Source organism: Novosphingobium sp. CF614 (assembly GCF_900113255.1).
In the GTDB taxonomy this organism is placed as follows: domain Bacteria; phylum Pseudomonadota; class Alphaproteobacteria; order Sphingomonadales; family Sphingomonadaceae; genus Novosphingobium.
The window spans coordinates 121,595-139,020 of sequence record NZ_FOOR01000004.1 but is presented as its reverse complement, the minus strand read 5'-3'; the positions used below and the strand labels follow the sequence as shown (position 1 = coordinate 139,020).

The 17,426-nt window shown below is 65.6% G+C and carries 19 protein-coding genes; 15 read left to right on the top strand and 4 right to left on the bottom strand.

What is annotated here, in order from left to right; translation table 11 throughout:
• Positions 1 to 39 precede the first annotated feature (39 nt).
• The 3 genes from BM052_RS06790 to BM052_RS06780 all read left to right on the top strand — a co-directional run bounded on the left by BM052_RS06790 (position 40) and on the right by BM052_RS06780 (position 3,169).
• Positions 40 to 486, top strand: a complete 447-nt coding sequence (locus BM052_RS06790; protein ID WP_091144775.1) for a GFA family protein — start codon at positions 40 to 42, stop codon at positions 484 to 486.
• Entirely contained in the window at positions 483 to 1,238 is a 756-nt protein-coding gene (locus BM052_RS06785; protein WP_091144773.1) for an alpha/beta fold hydrolase, read from the top strand. Before BM052_RS06790 ends, BM052_RS06785 begins: the two co-directional genes overlap by 4 nt.
• Positions 1,239 to 1,342: 104 nt before the next feature.
• Positions 1,343 to 3,169: a M2 family metallopeptidase gene (locus tag BM052_RS06780; RefSeq protein ID WP_091144772.1), complete on the top strand. Its 1,827-nt coding sequence runs from the start codon at positions 1,343 to 1,345 to the stop codon at positions 3,167 to 3,169.
• A gap of 163 nt (positions 3,170 to 3,332) precedes the next feature.
• On the opposite strand, the gene BM052_RS06775 is transcribed toward BM052_RS06780, so the two are convergent.
• Positions 3,333 to 3,737 carry a DUF3052 family protein gene (locus tag BM052_RS06775; RefSeq protein ID WP_218151526.1) on the bottom strand — a complete coding sequence of 135 codons (405 nt, stop codon included), beginning with the start codon at positions 3,735 to 3,737 and terminating at the stop codon, positions 3,333 to 3,335.
• A 287-nt stretch (positions 3,738 to 4,024) separates the two neighbouring features.
• Between BM052_RS06775 and BM052_RS06770 the strand changes: the two genes are divergently transcribed.
• Positions 4,025 to 4,375: an endonuclease domain-containing protein gene (locus BM052_RS06770; RefSeq protein WP_091144768.1), complete on the top strand. Its 351-nt coding sequence runs from the start codon at positions 4,025 to 4,027 to the stop codon at positions 4,373 to 4,375.
• Positions 4,376 to 4,502: 127 nt separating this feature from the next.
• Here the strand turns inward: BM052_RS06770 and purL are convergent, their stop codons facing one another.
• Positions 4,503 to 6,677 (bottom strand): phosphoribosylformylglycinamidine synthase subunit PurL, encoded by a 2,175-nt coding sequence (gene purL, locus BM052_RS06765; RefSeq protein ID WP_091144766.1) that lies wholly within the window; start codon positions 6,675 to 6,677, stop codon positions 4,503 to 4,505.
• Positions 6,678 to 6,799: 122 nt separating this feature from the next.
• Between purL and BM052_RS06760 the strand changes: the two genes are divergently transcribed.
• The 11 genes from BM052_RS06760 (at position 6,800) to BM052_RS06710 (ending at position 16,496) form a co-directional block, all read left to right on the top strand.
• Positions 6,800 to 7,054 carry an exodeoxyribonuclease VII small subunit gene (locus BM052_RS06760; RefSeq protein WP_091144764.1) on the top strand — a complete coding sequence of 85 codons (255 nt, stop codon included), beginning with the start codon at positions 6,800 to 6,802 and terminating at the stop codon, positions 7,052 to 7,054.
• 3 nt (positions 7,055 to 7,057) lie between these two features.
• The gene (locus BM052_RS06755) at positions 7,058 to 7,966 is read left to right on the top strand and encodes a polyprenyl synthetase family protein (RefSeq protein ID WP_091144763.1); all 909 of its coding nucleotides are present in this window, start codon (positions 7,058 to 7,060) and stop codon (positions 7,964 to 7,966) included.
• Positions 7,966 to 8,484 (top strand): pantetheine-phosphate adenylyltransferase, encoded by a 519-nt coding sequence (coaD, locus tag BM052_RS06750; RefSeq protein ID WP_091144761.1) that lies wholly within the window; start codon positions 7,966 to 7,968, stop codon positions 8,482 to 8,484. The genes BM052_RS06755 and coaD overlap by 1 nt, the downstream gene beginning before the upstream one ends.
• Positions 8,485 to 8,611: 127 nt before the next feature.
• Positions 8,612 to 9,286 (top strand): peptidylprolyl isomerase, encoded by a 675-nt coding sequence (locus BM052_RS06745; protein WP_091144760.1) that lies wholly within the window; start codon positions 8,612 to 8,614, stop codon positions 9,284 to 9,286.
• Between the two features lie 129 nt (positions 9,287 to 9,415).
• Entirely contained in the window at positions 9,416 to 10,444 is a 1,029-nt protein-coding gene (gene queA / locus BM052_RS06740; RefSeq protein ID WP_091144758.1) for a tRNA preQ1(34) S-adenosylmethionine ribosyltransferase-isomerase QueA, read from the top strand.
• Between the two features lie 124 nt (positions 10,445 to 10,568).
• Positions 10,569 to 11,510 carry an ABC transporter ATP-binding protein gene (locus BM052_RS06735; protein WP_091144757.1) on the top strand — a complete coding sequence of 314 codons (942 nt, stop codon included), beginning with the start codon at positions 10,569 to 10,571 and terminating at the stop codon, positions 11,508 to 11,510.
• On the top strand, positions 11,507 to 12,280 hold the full coding sequence (locus BM052_RS06730; protein WP_091144755.1) for an ABC transporter permease: 774 nt from the start codon (positions 11,507 to 11,509) through the stop codon (positions 12,278 to 12,280). The genes BM052_RS06735 and BM052_RS06730 overlap by 4 nt, the downstream gene beginning before the upstream one ends.
• A 101-nt stretch (positions 12,281 to 12,381) precedes the next feature.
• Positions 12,382 to 13,320 carry a DUF481 domain-containing protein gene (locus tag BM052_RS06725; protein WP_255406001.1) on the top strand — a complete coding sequence of 313 codons (939 nt, stop codon included), beginning with the start codon at positions 12,382 to 12,384 and terminating at the stop codon, positions 13,318 to 13,320.
• 19 nt (positions 13,321 to 13,339) lie between these two features.
• A complete protein-coding gene (tgt, locus tag BM052_RS06720; RefSeq protein ID WP_091144752.1) occupies positions 13,340 to 14,467 on the top strand; it encodes a tRNA guanosine(34) transglycosylase Tgt in 1,128 nt (375 codons plus the stop codon).
• A 147-nt stretch (positions 14,468 to 14,614) separates the two neighbouring features.
• Complete coding sequence (gene add / locus BM052_RS06715; protein ID WP_255406000.1) at positions 14,615 to 15,727, top strand: adenosine deaminase; 1,113 nt, start codon at positions 14,615 to 14,617, stop codon at positions 15,725 to 15,727.
• A 133-nt stretch (positions 15,728 to 15,860) separates the two neighbouring features.
• Positions 15,861 to 16,496, top strand: a complete 636-nt coding sequence (locus BM052_RS06710; RefSeq protein ID WP_091145032.1) for a ParA family protein — start codon at positions 15,861 to 15,863, stop codon at positions 16,494 to 16,496.
• A 41-nt stretch (positions 16,497 to 16,537) separates the two neighbouring features.
• Here the strand turns inward: BM052_RS06710 and BM052_RS06705 are convergent, their stop codons facing one another.
• Both BM052_RS06705 and BM052_RS06700 read right to left on the bottom strand, forming a co-directional pair.
• Positions 16,538 to 16,735 carry a hypothetical protein gene (locus BM052_RS06705; protein WP_091144751.1) on the bottom strand — a complete coding sequence of 66 codons (198 nt, stop codon included), beginning with the start codon at positions 16,733 to 16,735 and terminating at the stop codon, positions 16,538 to 16,540.
• Positions 16,736 to 16,833: 98 nt separating this feature from the next.
• Entirely contained in the window at positions 16,834 to 17,382 is a 549-nt protein-coding gene (locus BM052_RS06700; protein ID WP_091145030.1) for a TlpA family protein disulfide reductase, read from the bottom strand.
• Positions 17,383 to 17,426 lie beyond the last annotated feature (44 nt).

The window sequence follows — 17,426 nt, the reverse complement described above, 5'->3', positions numbered from 1 at the left end:
TCCATGGACTTTGCGCAAGAAGGACAAGGGGGTTTGCGAATGACGACCACGCTTACCGGCGGCTGTCAGTGCGGCCGCATCCGCTACGCGGTGCGGCTGGAAAGCAACGAAGCGTACTTGTGCCATTGCCGCATGTGCCAGAAGGCCACCGGCGGTTTCGCGGCGGCCTTCGTGCAGGTGCCCAAGGCGGCGATCGCCTGGGGCAGCGAGCCGGACTGGTACGTCAGTTCGCCGATCGCGCGGCGGCCGTTCTGCTCGTGTTGCGGCACGCCGCTCGGCTTCGACTTCATCGACAGCAGCGGCAACATGGACCTGACGCTCGGCAGCTTCGACGAGCCCGGATTCTTCCGTCCGGCGGCGCATGCGGGCTGCGAGAGCCTGCACGAAGCCTGGCTCGACACCAGGGACCTGCCACGCCATTTCAGCGCGACGACCGAAAGCGTCGCCTCGCGCTGGAAGGCGGCGGGCCTGGAGGTTCCCGAGTGAGCGAAGCGCGCAAGGATTACATCGAGGGTTTCGGCGGCACGCGGCTGGCGGTCCATGCCTTGGGGGCAGGGCGTCCGCTGCTGCTGCTCCACGGGCTGTTCTCCAGCGCGCAAGTGAACTGGATCAAGTACGGCAACGCCCAGGTTCTTGCCGACGCGGGCTTGCGGGTCATCATGCCGGATCTGCGTGCCCACGGCGAAAGCGAGGCACCGCATGACCCGGGCGCTTACCCCGAGGACGTGCTGGTCGAGGATCTCAAGCTGCTCGTCGCCGCGCTGGACCTTGGCGACTATGACCTCGGCGGCTTCTCGCTCGGCGCGCGCACGGCGGTGCGCGGCGTGCTGGCGGGGCTGGCACCGCGCAAGCTGGTCCTTGGCGGCATGGGGCTTTCGGGCCTGTCCGGCTGGGCCCGGCGCAGCGCCCATTTCGTGGACGCCATCGACCGTTTCGGAACCATCGAGCGCGGCGATCCGGCCTTCGTCGCCCAGGCTTTCATGAAGACGATGAAGATCGACCGGGTAGCCGCGCGCCTGCTGCTCGGCTCGGTCGATGATACGCCGCCCGAAGCGATTGCCCGCGTCTCCATGCCGACGCTGTGTGTCTGCGGGAAGGACGATGCCGACAACGGTTCGGCGCGGGAACTCGCCGCGGCGTTGCCCCAAGGCCACTATGCCGAGGTTCCCGGCAACCATATGTCGTCCGTGACCTTCAAGGAGATGGGCCGCAGAATGGCGGAATTCCTCGTGGATTGAGCTTCCGTGTGGCGGGATTCGCGGCGATTCGTTTCGGCGGTTGATCTCGCACGGGGGGCGGTTAGTCTTGCGCCCATCCAGAAGTACCAAGAGGCGTAACCCCCATGAAACTTGCAAGCACCGCGCTGGCCGCGCTCGCAGTCGGCCTTGCCGCTCCCGCGTTCGCGCAGGACGCCGCGCCCGGCTATCCGTTGACCACCGGCGGCGCCGCCGACTTCGTGGCGGCGGCCGAGAAGGACCTGCTGAATGCCTCCATCGACAACAATCGCATCAACTGGGTGAACTACACCTACATCACCGACGACACCGACGCGCTTGTCGCGCAGTCCAACGCGTCGTTCACCGAAAAGCAGGTCCGGCACGCGGTCGAGGCGGCGAAGTTCGCCGACCTCAAGGGGCTCGATCCCGACGTTTCGCGCAAGCTTGGCCTGCTGCGCCAGAACATCGTCCTGCCGGCCCCCACCGCCGAAGGCGCCTCCGCCGAACTCAGCGAGATCACCACGCGCCTGTCCTCCGCTTACGGCAAGGGCAAGGGCACGCTCGACGGCAAGCCGATCAACGGTTCCGACATCGAGGCCGAGATGGGCAACGTCAACCACACGCCGGCCGAATACGCCGAGATGTGGACGAGCTGGCACGACAATGTCGGCAAGCCGATGAAGGACGATTACGCCAAGATGGTCTCGATCGCCAACCAGGGTGCCAAGGAACTTGGCTATGCCGATGTCGGGGCGATGTGGCGTTCGGGCTACGACATGTCGCCCGAGCAGTTCTCCGCCGAAACCGAGCGGCTGTGGCAGGAAGTGAAACCGCTCTACCTGGCGCTGCACACTTACGTGCGCCACAAGCTGAACGCCAAGTACGGCGATGCCGTGCAGCCCGATAGCGGCCCGATCCGGGCCGACCTGCTGGGCAACATGTGGGCGCAGGAATGGGGCAATATCTATCCGCTGGTCGCCCCGGCCGGTTCCGGCGATCTCGGCTATGACATCGGCGATCTGCTGACCGCCAAGGGCAAGACCCCGCTGGACATGGTGAAGACCGGCGAGGGCTTCTATTCCTCGCTCGGCTTCGCGCCGCTGCCGGCGACGTTCTGGCAGCGATCGATGATTACCAAGCCGGCCGACCGCGAGGTGATCTGCCATGCCTCGGCCTGGGACATCGACAACCTGGACGATATCCGCATCAAGATGTGCACCAAGGTGAATTCGGACGATTTCGTCACGATCCACCACGAACTGGGCCACAACTACTACCAGCGCGCCTACAACAAGCAGTCCTACCTCTATCTCAACGGCGCCAACGACGGCTTCCACGAGGCGATCGGCGATTTCATCGCACTGTCGATCACGCCGCAGTACCTTGTCGACATCGGCCTGCTGGACAAGGGCAAGGTGCCCAGCACCGACAAGGACATCGGCCTGCTGCTGCGCCAGGCGATGGACAAGGTCGCCTTTCTGCCCTTCGGCCTGCTGATCGACCGCTGGCGCTGGGGCGTCTTCGACGGTTCGATCAAGCCGGCGGACTACAATGCGGCTTGGACGCGGATGCGCCTCGACTACCAGGGCATCACCCCGCCGGCCGAGCGCCCGGCGGACGCTTTCGATCCGGGCGCGAAGTATCATATCCCGGGCAACACCCCCTATACCCGCTACTTCCTTGCCCGAATCCTGCAGTTCCAGTTCTACCAGGCGGCGTGCAAGCAGGCGGGCTGGAAGGGGCCGCTGCATCGCTGCAGCTTCTATGGCGACAAGAAAGTGGGTGAGAACCTGAACAAGATGCTGGAGATGGGCCAGTCCAAGCCCTGGCCCGAGGCGCTCAAGGCTTTCACCGGTTCGAGCCAGATGAGCGCCAAGCCGATGCTCGAATACTTCGCGCCGCTCAGGAAGTGGCTGGACGCGCAGAACAAGGGACAGAAGCAGGGCTGGTGAGGCGCCGGTCGATCCCGTCCGATCGGATCGGAAGCAGGCTCATATCCCGTGTCAATGATCGGAACTCTTGCGTTCCCTCGCCTTCGTCATCGCGAGCCGCCGCGGCAATCCAGGGGCAATTCGGTGTCGCCCTGGATTGCTTCGGCGGCTTCGCGCATCCCGCTTACATCTGGCGCAGTTCCTTGCGGATCATCAGCTTGAGGCCGGACCACACCGCGTCCACCGCGCAGACTTTCACGTCGACCCAGCCCATCGGCAGGCAGACATCGCGGATCGTGTCTTCGGTGACGTCGGTGGGGACCTTGGAGGCCTTCTTCGGCCAGCTCACCCAGACCATTCCGGCTGGGTCGATCGCGGTGCGCAGATCGGTGAGCAGGCGCGCCATCTCGTCCTTGGCGGTGACGAAGATGTGCACCGCCTGCGCGGCGTCGCCGCTGTCCTGAAAGACAAGTCCGGTCTCGCCGATCTCGTCGCGCACGCCGGCCGGCATCTCGTGGAACCAAGCGCGCTGCCCCGCCTTGTAACCGAGCTTGGCCGCCAGCGGCTTGCCTGAATAACCTGCGGGCACTTTGCGTCCTCCCGTTGCGGAGCCCGGTTCAGGGCCCATGTCGCCGCGTTGCCGTACTATGGCTGTCGGACCGCGGCCAGCGCGGCCAGGCAAGCGCAAGCATGACGAAGCGGGATGCAAAATTCCACCCCTCCATCCAGTCCGGGAAAAAGGATTCGCCGGCTTCGCGATACTGGCGGCGAACTTGCCCGCGCCGTTGAAGGCGTGAGAGCAATTTAACTTCCCAATCCTTCCCGTTGCGGAGCAATGGGAAGGGGAACCATCCGCAGGATGGTGGAGGGGGGAAGATGCCGCCACCGTTGGAAACCATCCGCAAAGCCCGCCGCCTGCGCCGCGCGATGACCTTGCCGGAAGTGCTGATCTGGCAGCGGCTGCGGCGATCTTCGGGGAGCGTCAAGTTCCGCCGTCAGCATCCGATCGGGCCATTCGTGCTCGACTTCTATTGCCCTTCCGCAAGGACGGCGATCGAGATCGACGGCATCGCGCATGACATGGGCGACAATCCGGTGCGGGATCGGGCGCGTGACGAATGGCTGCGGACGAAAGGGATAACCGTGATCCGCATTCCGGCCAGGGACGTTCTTCGCTCGGTCGAAGACGTGGTGGGCGCTGTCGTCCGAGCTTGCGCGGGCCTCTGAAAGGCCCCTCCGTCATTCGCTGCGCGAATGCCACCTCCCCATTTTGCTGGCGCAAAACAGGGAGGAACCTGGTCCTCCCCGTTGCGGAGCAATGGGGAGGGGGACCATCCGCAGGATGGTGGAGGGGTCAGGCATCCATCCAGTCGCGGAAGAACGCCTCATTGGCTTCGCGCAGGGTGGATAGGCCCACACCGGCCACTCGTGTTCCGCCGACGGTGCCAATTCGCACGGCGTTCTCAAGGAACTCGCCCGCCGGTGCGGCAAGCAGGTAGCGGCCCTGATTCTCGCCGAAAGCCTTGGCGGCGTCGAGTTCGATCGTAAGATCGCAACCGGCATTTCCGGCAAGGGCCATTTCGGCCAGGGCGACAAGCAGGCCGCCGTCGCTGATGTCGTGCACGGCGTTGACTTTGCCCATCTCGACGAATCGGCGCACCAGTTCGCCGTTCACGCGCTCCTTGGCAAGATCGACCGGCGGCGCATCGCCTGCCTCGCGGCCATGCAACTCGCGCAGCCACAGCGATTGACCAAGATGCGATCCTTCGCCCCCCAGCAGCCAGATCGCGTCCCCTTCGGCCTTGAAACCGATCGTCGCCATCTTCTCATGGTCCGCCAGCAGGCCGACGCCGCCGATCGCCGGGGTGGGCAGGATCGCGCTCCCGCCCCCGGTCGCCTTGCTTTCGTTATACAGCGAGACGTTGCCGCTCACGATCGGATAGTCGAGCGCGCGGCAGGCATCGCCCATGCCGTTCAGGCAGCCGACGATCTGCGCCATGATCTCGGGCCGCTGGGGATTGGCGAAGTTGAGGCAGTTGGTGATGGCGAGCGGGTTCGCGCCCACCGCGCTGAGGTTGCGGTAGGTTTCGGCCACCGCCTGCTTGCCGCCTTCGTAAGGGTCGGCATAGCAGTAGCGCGGGGTGCAGTCGGTGGTGATAGCCAGTGCCTTGCGGGTGCCGTGGATGCGCACGACCGCCGCGTCGCCGCCCGATTTCTGCAAGGTATCGGCGCCGACCTGGCTGTCGTACTGTTCCCAGATCCAGCGGCGCGAGGCGAGGTCGGGGCAGGCCATCAGCTTGAGCAGGTCCGCGCCGATGTCGGTGCTTTCGGGCACTTCGCCCAGTTCCGGCACTTTGGCCCAGGCCTTGTATTCCTCGGGCGAGACGTAGGGGCGCTCGTACTCCGGCGCGTCGTCCGCCAGCGGCCCGAGCGGGATGTCGCAGACCACTTCGCCGCCCCATTCCAGCACCATATGCCCGGTATCGGTGACTTCGCCGATCACCGCGAAGTCCAGCTCCCACTTGCGGAAGATCGCCTCGGCCATGGGTTCCTTGCCCGGCTTCAGGACCATCAGCATGCGTTCCTGGGATTCGGACAGCATCATCTCGTAAGGCGTCATGCCCTCTTCGCGGCAGGGCACCTTGTTCATGTCGAGCCGGATGCCGGCGCCGCCCTTGCTCGCCATTTCCACCGAGGAGGAGGTGAGGCCGGCCGCGCCCATGTCCTGGATCGCGACGATGGCGTCGGTCGCCATGAGTTCGAGGCAGGCCTCGATCAGCAGCTTTTCGGTGAAGGGATCGCCCACTTGCACGGTCGGGCGCTTCTCGTCCGAATTCTCGTCGAAGTCGGCGCTGGCCATGGTGGCGCCGTGGATGCCGTCGCGCCCGGTCTTGGAGCCGACGTAGACGATCGGATTGCCCAGCCCGGTCGCGGCCGAGTAGAAGATCTTGTCGGTATCGGCGACGCCCACCGTCATCGCGTTGACCAGGATGTTGCCGTCGTAGGCCTTGTGGAAGTTGGTCTCTCCCCCCACAGTCGGCACGCCCACGCAGTTGCCGTAGCCGCCGATGCCCGCGACCACGCCCTGGACGAGGTGCTTCATCTTGGGATGGTCGGGCCGGCCGAAGCGCAGTGCGTTCATGTTGGCCACGGGACGCGCGCCCATGGTGAACACGTCGCGCAGGATGCCGCCCACGCCGGTCGCCGCGCCCTGGTAGGGTTCGATGTAGCTGGGGTGGTTGTGGCTCTCCATCTTGAAGATCGCCGCCTGCTTCCTGCCATCGGGTCCATCGCCGATGTCGATCACCCCGGCGTTCTCACCCGGGCCGCAGATCACCCAGGGCGCCTGGGTGGGCAGCTTCTTGAGGTGGAAGCGGCTCGACTTGTAGGAGCAGTGCTCCGACCACATGACCGAGAAGATACCCAGCTCGACCAGGTTGGGCTCCCGGCCCAGCGCGTGCAGCACGCGCTCGTATTCCTCGGGGTTGAGGCCATGCGCCTCTACGACGTCAGGGGTGATTCCGCTCATGCGACGCGCCTTAGCCATGTCGCCGCGCGCAGGCTAGTCCGGTCGGGCGCAGATGCGCACTGATCCGGGAATTCTCCGGCTTCCACCTTGACCGTGCCCGGCGAGCCCGCCATTGCTGCACCATGGCCGGAGAGACCGAAGAGATCGAAAACCTGAGTTTCGAGGACGCGCTGCGCGCTCTGGAGACCATCGTGCGCCAGCTCGAAACCGGGGATGTGCCGCTGGAGGACTCGATCTCGCTCTACGAGAAAGGCGAGCGTCTGCGCCAGCATTGCCAGAAGCGCCTCGATGCCGCGCAGGCGCGGATCGAGAAGATCGTTGCCGGACCGGACGGGGCCCCCGCGGGCGTCCAGCCATTCGATGCACCGGATCGCTGAGCCGTGGACGCCGTGGGCGTGAGCGATGCGCTGCTGGTCGAAGGGCTCGCCCGCATCGCCGGAGAGATCGACAGCGCCTTCGATGCCCTGCTGCCAATGCCCGCCGATCCGCGCGCGCGCCTGGTGGAGGCGATGCGCTATGCCGCGATCGGCGGCGGCAAGCGGCTGCGCCCGCTGCTGCTTACCGCGGTCGCGGAGATCTATGGCGTCCAGCGCGAGGCGGCGGTGCGGGCCGCGATCGCGATCGAGGCGATCCATGTCTATTCGCTGATCCACGACGATCTTCCCTGCATGGATGACGATGCGGTGCGCCATGGCAAGCCGACCCTGCATCTCGCTTTCGACGAGGCGACGGCGGTGCTGGCCGGCGATTCGCTCCACGCCTTCGCTTTCGAGGTGCTGGCCGATCCGGCCACGAGCGCTGATCCCTTCACGCGCATCGAACTCGTCCAGACGCTTGGCCATGCCAGCGGCGGGCAGGGCATGGCGGGCGGGCAGATGATGGATCTGGTTGCCGAGACGACCGAGTTCGATCTCCAGACCGTCACGCGCCTCCAGCAACTCAAGACCGGCGCGCTGCTTGGCGCGGCGGTGGAGATGGGGGCGATCCTTGGCCGCGTGGCCCCCGAAGGCCGCGCGCACTTGCGCGGCTATGCCCGCGACATCGGGCTCGCCTTCCAGATTGCCGACGACCTTATCGACCACGAAGGCGATGCGGAGATCGCCGGCAAGGCGGTCGGCAAGGATGCCGGGGCGGGCAAGCAGACCTTCGTTTCGCTGCTCGGGCCCGATCGCGCCCGCGCGCAGGCCAGGGCGCTGGTAGACCAGGCCATTTCGCATCTCGCGCAGCACGGCAGGGAAGCCGACCTGTTGCGCGCGGTGGCGCGCTATATCATCGAAAGAGATCATTGATGACGCAGGGGGTAAGAATCGGGGTCTATCCTGGCACGTTCGATCCGATCACGCTGGGCCATGCCGACATCATCCGGCGCGGCGCCAAGCTGGTCGACCAGCTTATCATCGGCGTCACCACCAATCCCTCGAAGAACCCGCTGTTCACGCCCGAGGAACGCATTGCGATGGTCGAGCGCGAAGCGGCGGCGCTGGGGATCGAGAATGTCTCGGTGGTCGGCTTCAATGCCTTGCTGATGAAGTTCGCGCAGAAGCAGGGGGCCAGCGTGATCGTGCGGGGCCTGCGCGCGGTGGCGGACTTCGAATACGAATACCAGATGGCCGGCATGAACCAGCAGTTGAACCCCAAGATCGAGACGGTGTTCCTGATGGCGGATGTCAGCCTGCAACCGATCGCCTCCAAGCTGGTCAAGGAGATCGCGATGTTCGGCGGCGATGTCGCGAAGTTCGTCAGCCCGGCGGTGCGGGAGGACGTGATGGCGCGCATCGCCCTGACCGGGCTTCTGGGAGACTACTGAAGAGCCGATCGTCAATCGTTCGCCGATCCCGTCAATCGTTCGCCGATCTGTTAGTCGTTCATTGTGTCGACAGGGGTGGCGCTCTATCGCGCCATCCTGTGCATCAGCCCGAGCTTGTGAGTATTCAATGAAGTTCCGCTTGCCTCTTACCGTGTTAATGATGGGCGTTGCGCTCCTGGCGGTCCCTGCGCTCGCCAGGAAGAAGGAGCCCGTCACGCCGGCTCCGGTGGCGCTGCCGACTTTCGTCGATCCCGATGCGACCCATGATCCCGACAACGTGGTGTTCCTCGATCTGTCCGGCGGTGGCCGGGTTGCCATCCGGCTGATGCCGCAGTGGGCACCCCTCCATGTCGAGCGGATCAAGACGCTGGTCCAGCAGGGCTTTTACGACGGCGTGATCTTCCACCGCGTGATCGATGGCTTCATGGCGCAGACCGGCGATCCGACCGGCACGGGCGAGGGCGGCTCGAAATTGCCGGACCTCAAGGCGGAATTCAACGCGATGCCGCATTTGCGCGGCACCGTTTCGATGGCGCGCACCAACGATCCGGACAGTGCCAACAGCCAGTTCTTCATCGTCTTCTACCCGCGCTTCGCGCTCGATCGCAAATACACGGTGTTCGGCCGCGTGATCTCGGGCATGGACTATGTCGACAAGATCCAGCGCGGCGAACCACCCCAGAACCCGACGAAAGTCCTCCAGGCCTCGCTCGCTTCGCAGAACAAGGCGCCCCCGGCGGCGGCCGCGCCGCCCGCGGGACCCATTACCGCCGATCAACTGAGCAATTCGCCGTCGGACTGACCGGGTTCGCAAATTACCGTCAGTTCGGCGTTGGCGGGATGGGCGGGAGCAAATTTCCGCGGCTGGAACGCGCTCCGCTTTTCCCAGCCCCGCTTGTTCGAAACGACGCACTCCGCTAGCCGGCGCGCCATGCGCGTTGACCTTTTCGACTTCGACCTGCCGCCAGAGCGTATCGCCCTGCGCCCGGCCCGCCCGCGCGACGCGGCGCGCATGCTGGTTGTCCAGGAAGACGCCCCCTTCGCCGACCGCCATGTGCGCGACCTGCCGGAACTGCTGCGGGCAGGCGACGTGCTGGTGTTCAACGACACGCGGGTCATCCCCGCCCAGCTGGAGGGATGGCGCGGCGCGGCGCGGATCGGCGCGACACTGCACAAGCGCATCGACCTGCGGCGCTGGCAGGCCTTCGTGCGCAACGCCAAGCGCCTCAGGCCCGGCGACCGCGTGGAATTCCCGGCCGATGTCGCCGCGCTGGCGGAGCAGCGCCACGACGACGGCAGCTGGACCCTGCGGTTCGAGGGGGACGAGCCGGTCGAAGTCCTGCTCGAGCGCGCCGGGCGCATGCCGCTGCCCCCCTATATCGCCGGCAAGCGCGAGACCGATGCCGCCGATGCCAGCGACTACCAGACCATGTTCGCGCGCGCGAAGGGCGCCGTCGCCGCGCCCACGGCGGCGCTCCATTTCACGCCCGGCCTGGTGGAGCGGCTCGATGCGGCGGGGATCGCCCGGGAGACGCTGACCTTGCACGTCGGCGCCGGCACTTTCCTGCCGGTCAAGGCCGAGGATACCGCAGATCACCGCATGCACGCCGAATGGGGCCGCATCGACGCCGCGACCGCCACGCGCCTCAACGCCGCGCGCGCCGCCGGCGGCCGCCTGATCGCGGTCGGCACCACCTCCCTGCGCCTGCTCGAAAGCGCGGCGGGCGACGACGGCCTGGTCCGCCCGTTCGAGGGAGATACCGCGATCTTCATCACGCCGGGATATCGCTTCAAGGCGATCGACGGGCTGATGACCAATTTCCACCTGCCCAGGTCGACATTGTTCATGCTGGTCTCGGCACTGATGGGGCTGGAGCGGATGCGGGCTGTCTATGACCATGCCATAGCCGGGGAGTATCGGTTCTATTCCTACGGGGATTCGTCGCTGCTCCTGCCGTAGCGCCAGGGCATCGCGCTTGAAATCCGCTCCACGTCCTTCGACAAACTCAGGGCGAGCGGGCCTTGATTCGCGTTTCGGGCTTTTTGCTCTAGGAACCGGGCCGATCAATGGCCATCATGGCCTCATGCCATCCATTCTCGAAATCAGCGGCCTGACCAAGACGTATCCGGGCGGGCTCACCGCGCTCAAGAACGTCGATCTTACGATTGAAAAGGGGGAGATCTTCGCGCTGCTCGGGCCCAACGGGGCGGGCAAGACTACCCTGATCGGCGCCGTCTGCGGGCTCGTGCGGCCTACTTCGGGCACGATCCTGGCGTTCGGCGAGGACATGGGCTCGCACTGGCGGCGCCTGCGCGCGCGCATCGGCCTGGTTCCGCAGGAGCTTGCGACCGACATGTTCGAGCCGGTGCTGCGCTCGGTCAGCCAGTCGCGCGGGTTGTTCGGGCTGCCGCCTGCCCCTGCCAGGATCGAGGAGATCCTGCGCGCGCTGAGCCTCTGGGACAAGCGCGATGCCCAGGTACGCACGCTTTCGGGCGGGATGAAGCGCCGCGTCCTGATCGCCAAGGCCCTGGCGCACGAGCCCGAACTGCTGTTCCTGGACGAGCCGACCGCCGGCGTCGACGTTGAGCTGCGGCGCGACATGTGGAGGCAGATCGCGCTGCTGCGCGAGCGCGGCACCACCGTGATCCTCACCACCCACTACATCGAGGAGGCCGAGGAAATGGCGGATCGCGTCGGGATCATCAACAAGGGCGAGATCCTGATGGTCGATCACAAGCAGGCGATGATGGAACGCCTGGGCCGCACCGAGGCGCTCATCACGCTCGCGCGGCCGCTCGGCGCGGTGCCCGAGGTGCTGGCCGCCTTCCCGGTATCGCTGACGGGACAGGGCGATGTGCTGTGCTATCGCGGCGGCGGCGGCGAGGGAGGTGCGGCGGGGACCACCGAAGTCGCCGAACTGACCAAGGCGCTGACGCGCGCCGGGATCGACTACACCGCCATCGACATCCACGAATCGAGCCTGGAGGATATCTTCGTGACCCTGCTTGAAGCGGATGCGGCATGAACCTGTTCAACGCGCGCGGCGCCTGGACCATCTACAAGCACGAACTTATGCGTGCCTTCCGCACGGCGATGCAGTCGATCCTTTCCCCGGTGCTGACGACGACGCTGTACTTCGTGGTCTTCGGCGCGGCGATCGACGGGCAGATGCAGGGCGGCATGGGCGGGGTGAACTACGGCGCCTTCATCGTGCCTGGCCTGCTGCTGCTGACATTGCTGGGCGAGAGCACCTCCAATGCCAGCTTCGGCATCTACATGCCGCGCTTCACCGGCGCCATCTACGAACTGCTGTCCGCCCCGCTGGGCGTGGCCGAGACGCTGGTCGGCTTCGTCGGCGCGGCGGCGACCAAATCGCTGATTCTCGCCGCGATCATCCTGGTGACCGCGAGTTTCTTCGTGGATTATTCGATCGCCCATCCGGTCTATGCCTTCGGCTATATCCTGCTGGTTTCGGCGAGCTTTTCGCTGTTCGGCTTCATCCTGGGCATCTGGGCCGACAGTTTCGAGAAACTCGCGGTGGTGCCGATGCTGATCCTGATGCCGCTGACGTTCCTGGGCGGCACGTTCTATTCGATCCAGTCCTTGCCCGAACCCTGGCGTTCGGTGGCGATGGTCAATCCGGTGGTCTATCTCGTCAACGGCCTGCGCTGGACCTTCTATGGGCATTCGGATTTCCCGATCCTGTTGTCGCTCGGCCTGACGCTGGCATTCCTCGCGATTTGCACGGCGTTCATCGCGTGGATATTCCATACCGGGTGGCGTTTGCGGACATGACCCGCTAATCGGGCGCGATGACGACGCGTCCCCCCGTTTTCGCCATCCTTTCCCTTCTGCCGTTTACCACGCCGGCGCATGCACAACCGGCGGATGAGCCGATGACGGTCCTGCCCGCCGGGCCCCTGCGCGTGGAAGTGCCGCCTTTCGTCGATCCGGTGCCTTTCATCGCCGCCGGGCCGCCGCGCCTGCCCGATGCGGTCAAGGCCATGATCGAGGAGGCGATCCGCAGCGACGATTCGGCGGCCGTGGCGGCGGTGGTGAAAGTCGCGATGGCGACCCGGCCCTATGATGCCGAGGAGATCCGCGCCATGCAACGCGCCTACCTCGATCGCAAGGCCATGACCATGGCGGCCAGGACCAGGGAAGAGACGGAGCGCATCCGCAATTCGGGCGTGCTCGACTTGTGGAAGGGCCAGATCGAGCTTGGTGCCTTCCGATCGACCGGCAATACCAGCAACTTCGGCTTCACCGGCGCGCTCAAGCTAGACCGCAAGGGCATCGACTGGCAGCACACCGTCCAGGTCAGCGCCGATTACCAGCAGGATTCGGGCACCATCACCCGCGAGCAGTACGGCGCCAGCTACCAGCCCCGGTACACGCTGAACGAAGACCTCTTCACTTATAGCCGCCTGCAATATGAAAGGGACAGGATCCAGGGTTTCCGCGATCGCTATTCGCTTTCGGGCGGCCTCGGCTATCGCCTGCTCAAGCGGAACAACCTGACGCTCTCGGTGGAAGTGGGACCGGCCGTGCGCCGCACGCACTTCATCACCGAGCCGTCCGAGACCGCCTGGTCGATGCTGACTTCGTTCGACTTCGACTGGAAGATCAATCCGGCCGTCAAGCTGACGCAGGATGCGACCGGCTATGTCGAATCCGAAAACAGCAGTTTCACGTCGCAGACCGGCATCGAGGCGGGCATGGCCCGGGGGGTGAAGGCAAGGCTGTCCTATTCGATCGAGCATGAGACCGCGCCTCCCGAAGGCGCGCTCAAGACGGACACGATCTCGCGCTTCTCGCTGGTCTACGGCTTCTGAGTTCTCTAACGGGCGGGGCATGAAACCCCGCTTCGAATTCAAGGTCCACGCGGCCGACGGCAAGGCGCGCACCGGCGTCATCAGCATGCGGCGCGGCGAGATACGCACGCCGGCCTTCATGCCGGTGGGCACGGCCGCCACGGTGAAGGCGATGAAGCCGCAGGACGTGCGTGCCGCCGGCGCCGACATCATCCTGGGCAATACCTATCACCTGATGCTGCGCCCCGGGGCCGAGCGCATGGCGCGGCTGGGCGGCCTGCACGCGTTCATGAACTGGGATCGCCCGATCCTGACCGACAGTGGCGGCTATCAGGTGATGAGCCTTTCGGAACTGCGCAAGATCACCGAGGACGGCGTGACTTTCGCCAGTCACCTCGACGGTTCGCGCCACCTGCTCACGCCCGAACGCTCGATGGAGATCCAGCGCCTGCTCGGATCGGACATCGTCATGTGCTTCGACGAATGCCCCAGGATCGACCAGCCGCGCGAAGTGATCGCGCGTTCCATGGAGATGTCGATGCGCTGGGCGCGGCGCAGCCGGGCGGCGTTCGACGCCGGCGGCGAACATGCGGAAAGCTCGGCGCTGTTCGGCATCCAGCAGGGCGCCCTCGACCAGGCCTTGCGCAAGACTTCGGCCGATGCCCTGGCCGACATCGGCTTCGATGGCTATGCCATCGGCGGCCTTGCCGTGGGCGAGGGGCAGGAGGCGATGTTCGCCACGCTGGATTTCGCGCCCGGCCAGCTTCCCGCCGATCGCCCGCGCTACCTGATGGGCGTGGGCAAGCCCGACGATCTGGTCGGCGCGGTCGAGCGCGGGGTCGACATGTTCGACTGCGTGCTGCCGACGCGCTCGGGCCGCAACGGCCAGGCCTTCACCTGGAACGGCCCGCTCAACATGCGCAACGCCCGCCACGCGGAAGATACCGACCCGATCGACGCGCGCTGCGCCTGCCCGGTCTGCGCGACTTACGGCCGCGCCTACCTGCACCACCTGATCCGTTCGGGCGAGATGCTCGGCGCCATGCTGCTGACCGAGCACAACTTATGGTTCTACCAGCAACTGATGCAGGCCATGCGCGATGCGATCGCGGCGGGCCGGTTCGCGGCTTTCGCGAACGACTTCCGGCGCGATTACCTGAAAGGCTAGGCGCTTCACCCCGCCGGCGGTCGGCTCGCCGATACCGGCAGCGCCACCCGACCTAAAAATGCCAATGCCCTGTTCTGGAAAGTGCGTTTGACGCCGCCATATGCATCGCCGACAACCTGCCCGGCGATCAGGCAAGGGGATATGTCAATGCTCATCCATCGGCGGGGTTTCATTGCGGGCATGGCCGCTCTTGTCGCGGTGCCACGCCAGGCAGGTGCCGTCGCGCCGATCACCGATCCCGAACTGGCACGATTCATCGCCGGCATGCCCAAGGCCGAATACCATGTGCACCTTGAGGGCACGCTGGAAGCCGACATGAAGTTCGCGCTGGCGCGGCGCAATGGCCTGAAATTGCCTTTTGCCGATGTGGCGGCGATGAAGGCCAGTTATGATTTCCACGACCTGCCGAGTTTTCTGAAGATCTACTACGACGGCATGAAGGTTCTTCTCAAGGAACAGGATTTCTATGACCTTGCCTATGCCTATCTGGTCAAGGCAGCCTCGCAGAACGTCATCTACGCCGAAATGTTCTTCGATCCTCAGGAACACCTGAAGCGCGGCGTGCCCATGGCGGCCGTAATCGGGGGAATCACGCGGGCCCGCCGGGATGCACAGGCCAAGCTGGGTATCCGATCGCAACTGATCCTGTGCTTCGTGCGCGATCTTTCGGCGGAAAGCGCGATGGCTGCGCTGGATGCGGCTCTGCCGTTCAAGGCCGATCTGGTCGGCGTGGGGCTGGATTCCGACGAGAAGGACAACCCGCCCGAAAAGTTCCGCGCTCATTTCGCCAAGGCACGCGTGAACGGCCTGCATGTGACGGCGCATTGCGACGTGGATCAGGTCGATAGCCTGGGCCATATCCGCACCGTGCTGCTGGACCTGAAGGCGGATCGCATCGATCACGGCGGCAACATCGTGCAATCGCCGGAACTGGTCGCCATCGCCCGTCAGCGCAGCATCTATTTCACCGTCTGCCCCACCTTTTCAGGCACCTTGCGCGCCGGGTTGAAAGAGCCGGTCGACGTCGTGCGCGCCATGCTGGATGCGGGGTTGAAGGTTACCATCTCTTCTGATGATCCCGCGTATATGGGCAGCGAATATCTCAACGATGTCCTGATCCGGGCGGTCGATCGGAGCAACCTGACCCGCGACGAACTGACGATGATCGCGCGCAACGGGTTCGAGGCGGCGTGGCTGCCGGAAGCGGACAAGTCCGCCCTGATCGCGCGGCTGGAGAGCTATCTGCGCTCGGCGGCTTAGGGGCCGGCCTTCAATATCCGCCGCCCGGGCAAGTTTGCCATTCCCCCCCGCGGCCAGTCATGTCAAAATCGACTTTCCGTGATGCCGAGGGCGTCAAGGGGGCATGCCGCCGGCAAGCGAGGAGCGCGAAGCAATGCCGACTGTCGCGATTGTCAGCCAGAAGGGCGGCTCCGGAAAGACCACGCTGGCGCTGCACCTGGCGACCTGCGCGGCCTATGCCGGCAAGCAGGCCTGCGTCATCGACCTGGATCCGCAGGCCACGGCCGCCGTCTGGGGGGACTGGCGCGGGGATTTCCTGCCCAAGGTTCTGACGTGCCCGCCGGTGCGGCTGTTCGGCACCATCCAGAAGGCGGTCAGGGAAGGGGCCGAGCTTCTCGTCATCGACACGCCGCCCCATGGGGACACCGCCTCGCGCGAGGCGGTGCGCGCGGCGGACCTGGTGCTGATCCCGACGCGGGCCCGCGCCTTCGACCTTCACGCCCTGGAGGCCACCGCCGAACTGGTCGCCTATGCGCGCAAGCCGGCGTTCGTGCTGCTGAACGGGGTTCCGCCACGGGCCTCGCGCCTTGTCGCCGAAACCGCGGCCTTCGTCGAAGGCCTGGGGCTCAAGGTATGTCCCGTCACGTTCGGGGAGCGGGCCGCGTTCCATCGATCCTCCAAGGCGGGCGAAGTGGCGTCGGAAGTCGATCCGGAAGGCAAGGCCGCGGGTGAGGTCGAGGCGCTGTGGCGGTGGGGCCGCGAACAGCTCGGGATGGCGGATTCGGCCTGAACGGCGGGTTTGCGGAGTGCCGGCACCATCAGCCTGGGGCGTCACAGGGCGGCGATGGCCGTCTCGGGCTCGACGTTCGCGGAAGCGATCTCCAGCTTGGTGCCGACATAGGCGATGAAGCGGCCCGTCCGCGTGTCCATGAATCCCGCGCCGATCTCGCTGGCAAATCGCTTTGCCGTTTCGAGGTCGGGATACCATTTTCCGGTGCGATGGGGCGTGACGAAGCGATATCGTGACATGATGCTGGCCCAATGCCCGAATACTGCGTCAGTTCCCTGACAAGCATCGCGAATCGCGTCGTTTTCGTCGATCGCCGGATAAAATGAGACGGGTTGAATCATTTCGTGCCGGCACGCCTGGCGTCGCTGCCCGGGGCGGGTTCACGAAGCAGCGGTACGAGTTCCCGGTTCAGGTCGTCGAGATCGAAGGCGCCGGCCTTGGCATAGCGGATCCGGCCCGCGCGATCGATGATGTAGTTGGTGGGCACTGCCCCTTCGATGGGCCGATAGGGGCCGCGCAGCCGGCGCACCGGTTCGATCGTCAGCACGTCGAACAGCTTGCGGAGCGAGCGTTCCGGGACCGAACTCTCGGTCGTCGCCGAAAATATCCGCAGCCCGAACTTGCGTTGGATACGGTAGTAGGTATCGAGCGTCGGCAGCTCCGTGCGGCAGGGCCCGCACCATGTCGCCCAGAAATTGAGCACCACCACCTGTCCGTGCAGCTCCGAGAGCTTCACCGTTTCACCGTTCACCAGGTTCAGCGTCGCCTCGGGGGCGATCTCACCGATCTGGGGCGCCTTGGCCCGCAGCGGCGTCGCCATGCCCAGCGTCATCGCAAAGGCCATCGCAAAGGCCAGCGCAAGGGCAGGGGCCATCCGCCTGGACATGTTCACAGCAAGCATCCCGTTCGTTCCGTCAGGTGGCCATGCAT

Bases quoted from the DNA above. Each gene is read 5' to 3' on its own strand.
- BM052_RS06790 (WP_091144775.1), top strand. From the start codon at position 40: ATGACGACCACGCTTACCGGCGGCTGTCAGTGCGGCCGCATCCGCTAC.
- BM052_RS06780 (WP_091144772.1), top strand. From the start codon at position 1,343: ATGAAACTTGCAAGCACCGCGCTGGCCGCGCTCGCAGTCGGCCTTGCC.
- BM052_RS06770 (WP_091144768.1), top strand. From the start codon at position 4,025: ATGCCGCCACCGTTGGAAACCATCCGCAAAGCCCGCCGCCTGCGCCGC.
- purL (WP_091144766.1), bottom strand. From the start codon at position 6,677: ATGAGCGGAATCACCCCTGACGTCGTAGAGGCGCATGGCCTCAACCCC.
- BM052_RS06760 (WP_091144764.1), top strand. From the start codon at position 6,800: ATGGCCGGAGAGACCGAAGAGATCGAAAACCTGAGTTTCGAGGACGCG.
- coaD (WP_091144761.1), top strand. From the start codon at position 7,966: ATGACGCAGGGGGTAAGAATCGGGGTCTATCCTGGCACGTTCGATCCG.
- BM052_RS06745 (WP_091144760.1), top strand. From the start codon at position 8,612: ATGAAGTTCCGCTTGCCTCTTACCGTGTTAATGATGGGCGTTGCGCTC.
- queA (WP_091144758.1), top strand. From the start codon at position 9,416: ATGCGCGTTGACCTTTTCGACTTCGACCTGCCGCCAGAGCGTATCGCC.
- BM052_RS06735 (WP_091144757.1), top strand. From the start codon at position 10,569: ATGCCATCCATTCTCGAAATCAGCGGCCTGACCAAGACGTATCCGGGC.
- BM052_RS06730 (WP_091144755.1), top strand. From the start codon at position 11,507: ATGAACCTGTTCAACGCGCGCGGCGCCTGGACCATCTACAAGCACGAA.
- BM052_RS06725 (WP_255406001.1), top strand. From the start codon at position 12,382: ATGACGGTCCTGCCCGCCGGGCCCCTGCGCGTGGAAGTGCCGCCTTTC.
- tgt (WP_091144752.1), top strand. From the start codon at position 13,340: ATGAAACCCCGCTTCGAATTCAAGGTCCACGCGGCCGACGGCAAGGCG.
- add (WP_255406000.1), top strand. From the start codon at position 14,615: ATGCTCATCCATCGGCGGGGTTTCATTGCGGGCATGGCCGCTCTTGTC.
- BM052_RS06710 (WP_091145032.1), top strand. From the start codon at position 15,861: ATGCCGACTGTCGCGATTGTCAGCCAGAAGGGCGGCTCCGGAAAGACC.
- BM052_RS06705 (WP_091144751.1), bottom strand. From the start codon at position 16,735: ATGTCACGATATCGCTTCGTCACGCCCCATCGCACCGGAAAATGGTAT.
- BM052_RS06700 (WP_091145030.1), bottom strand. From the start codon at position 17,382: ATGTCCAGGCGGATGGCCCCTGCCCTTGCGCTGGCCTTTGCGATGGCC.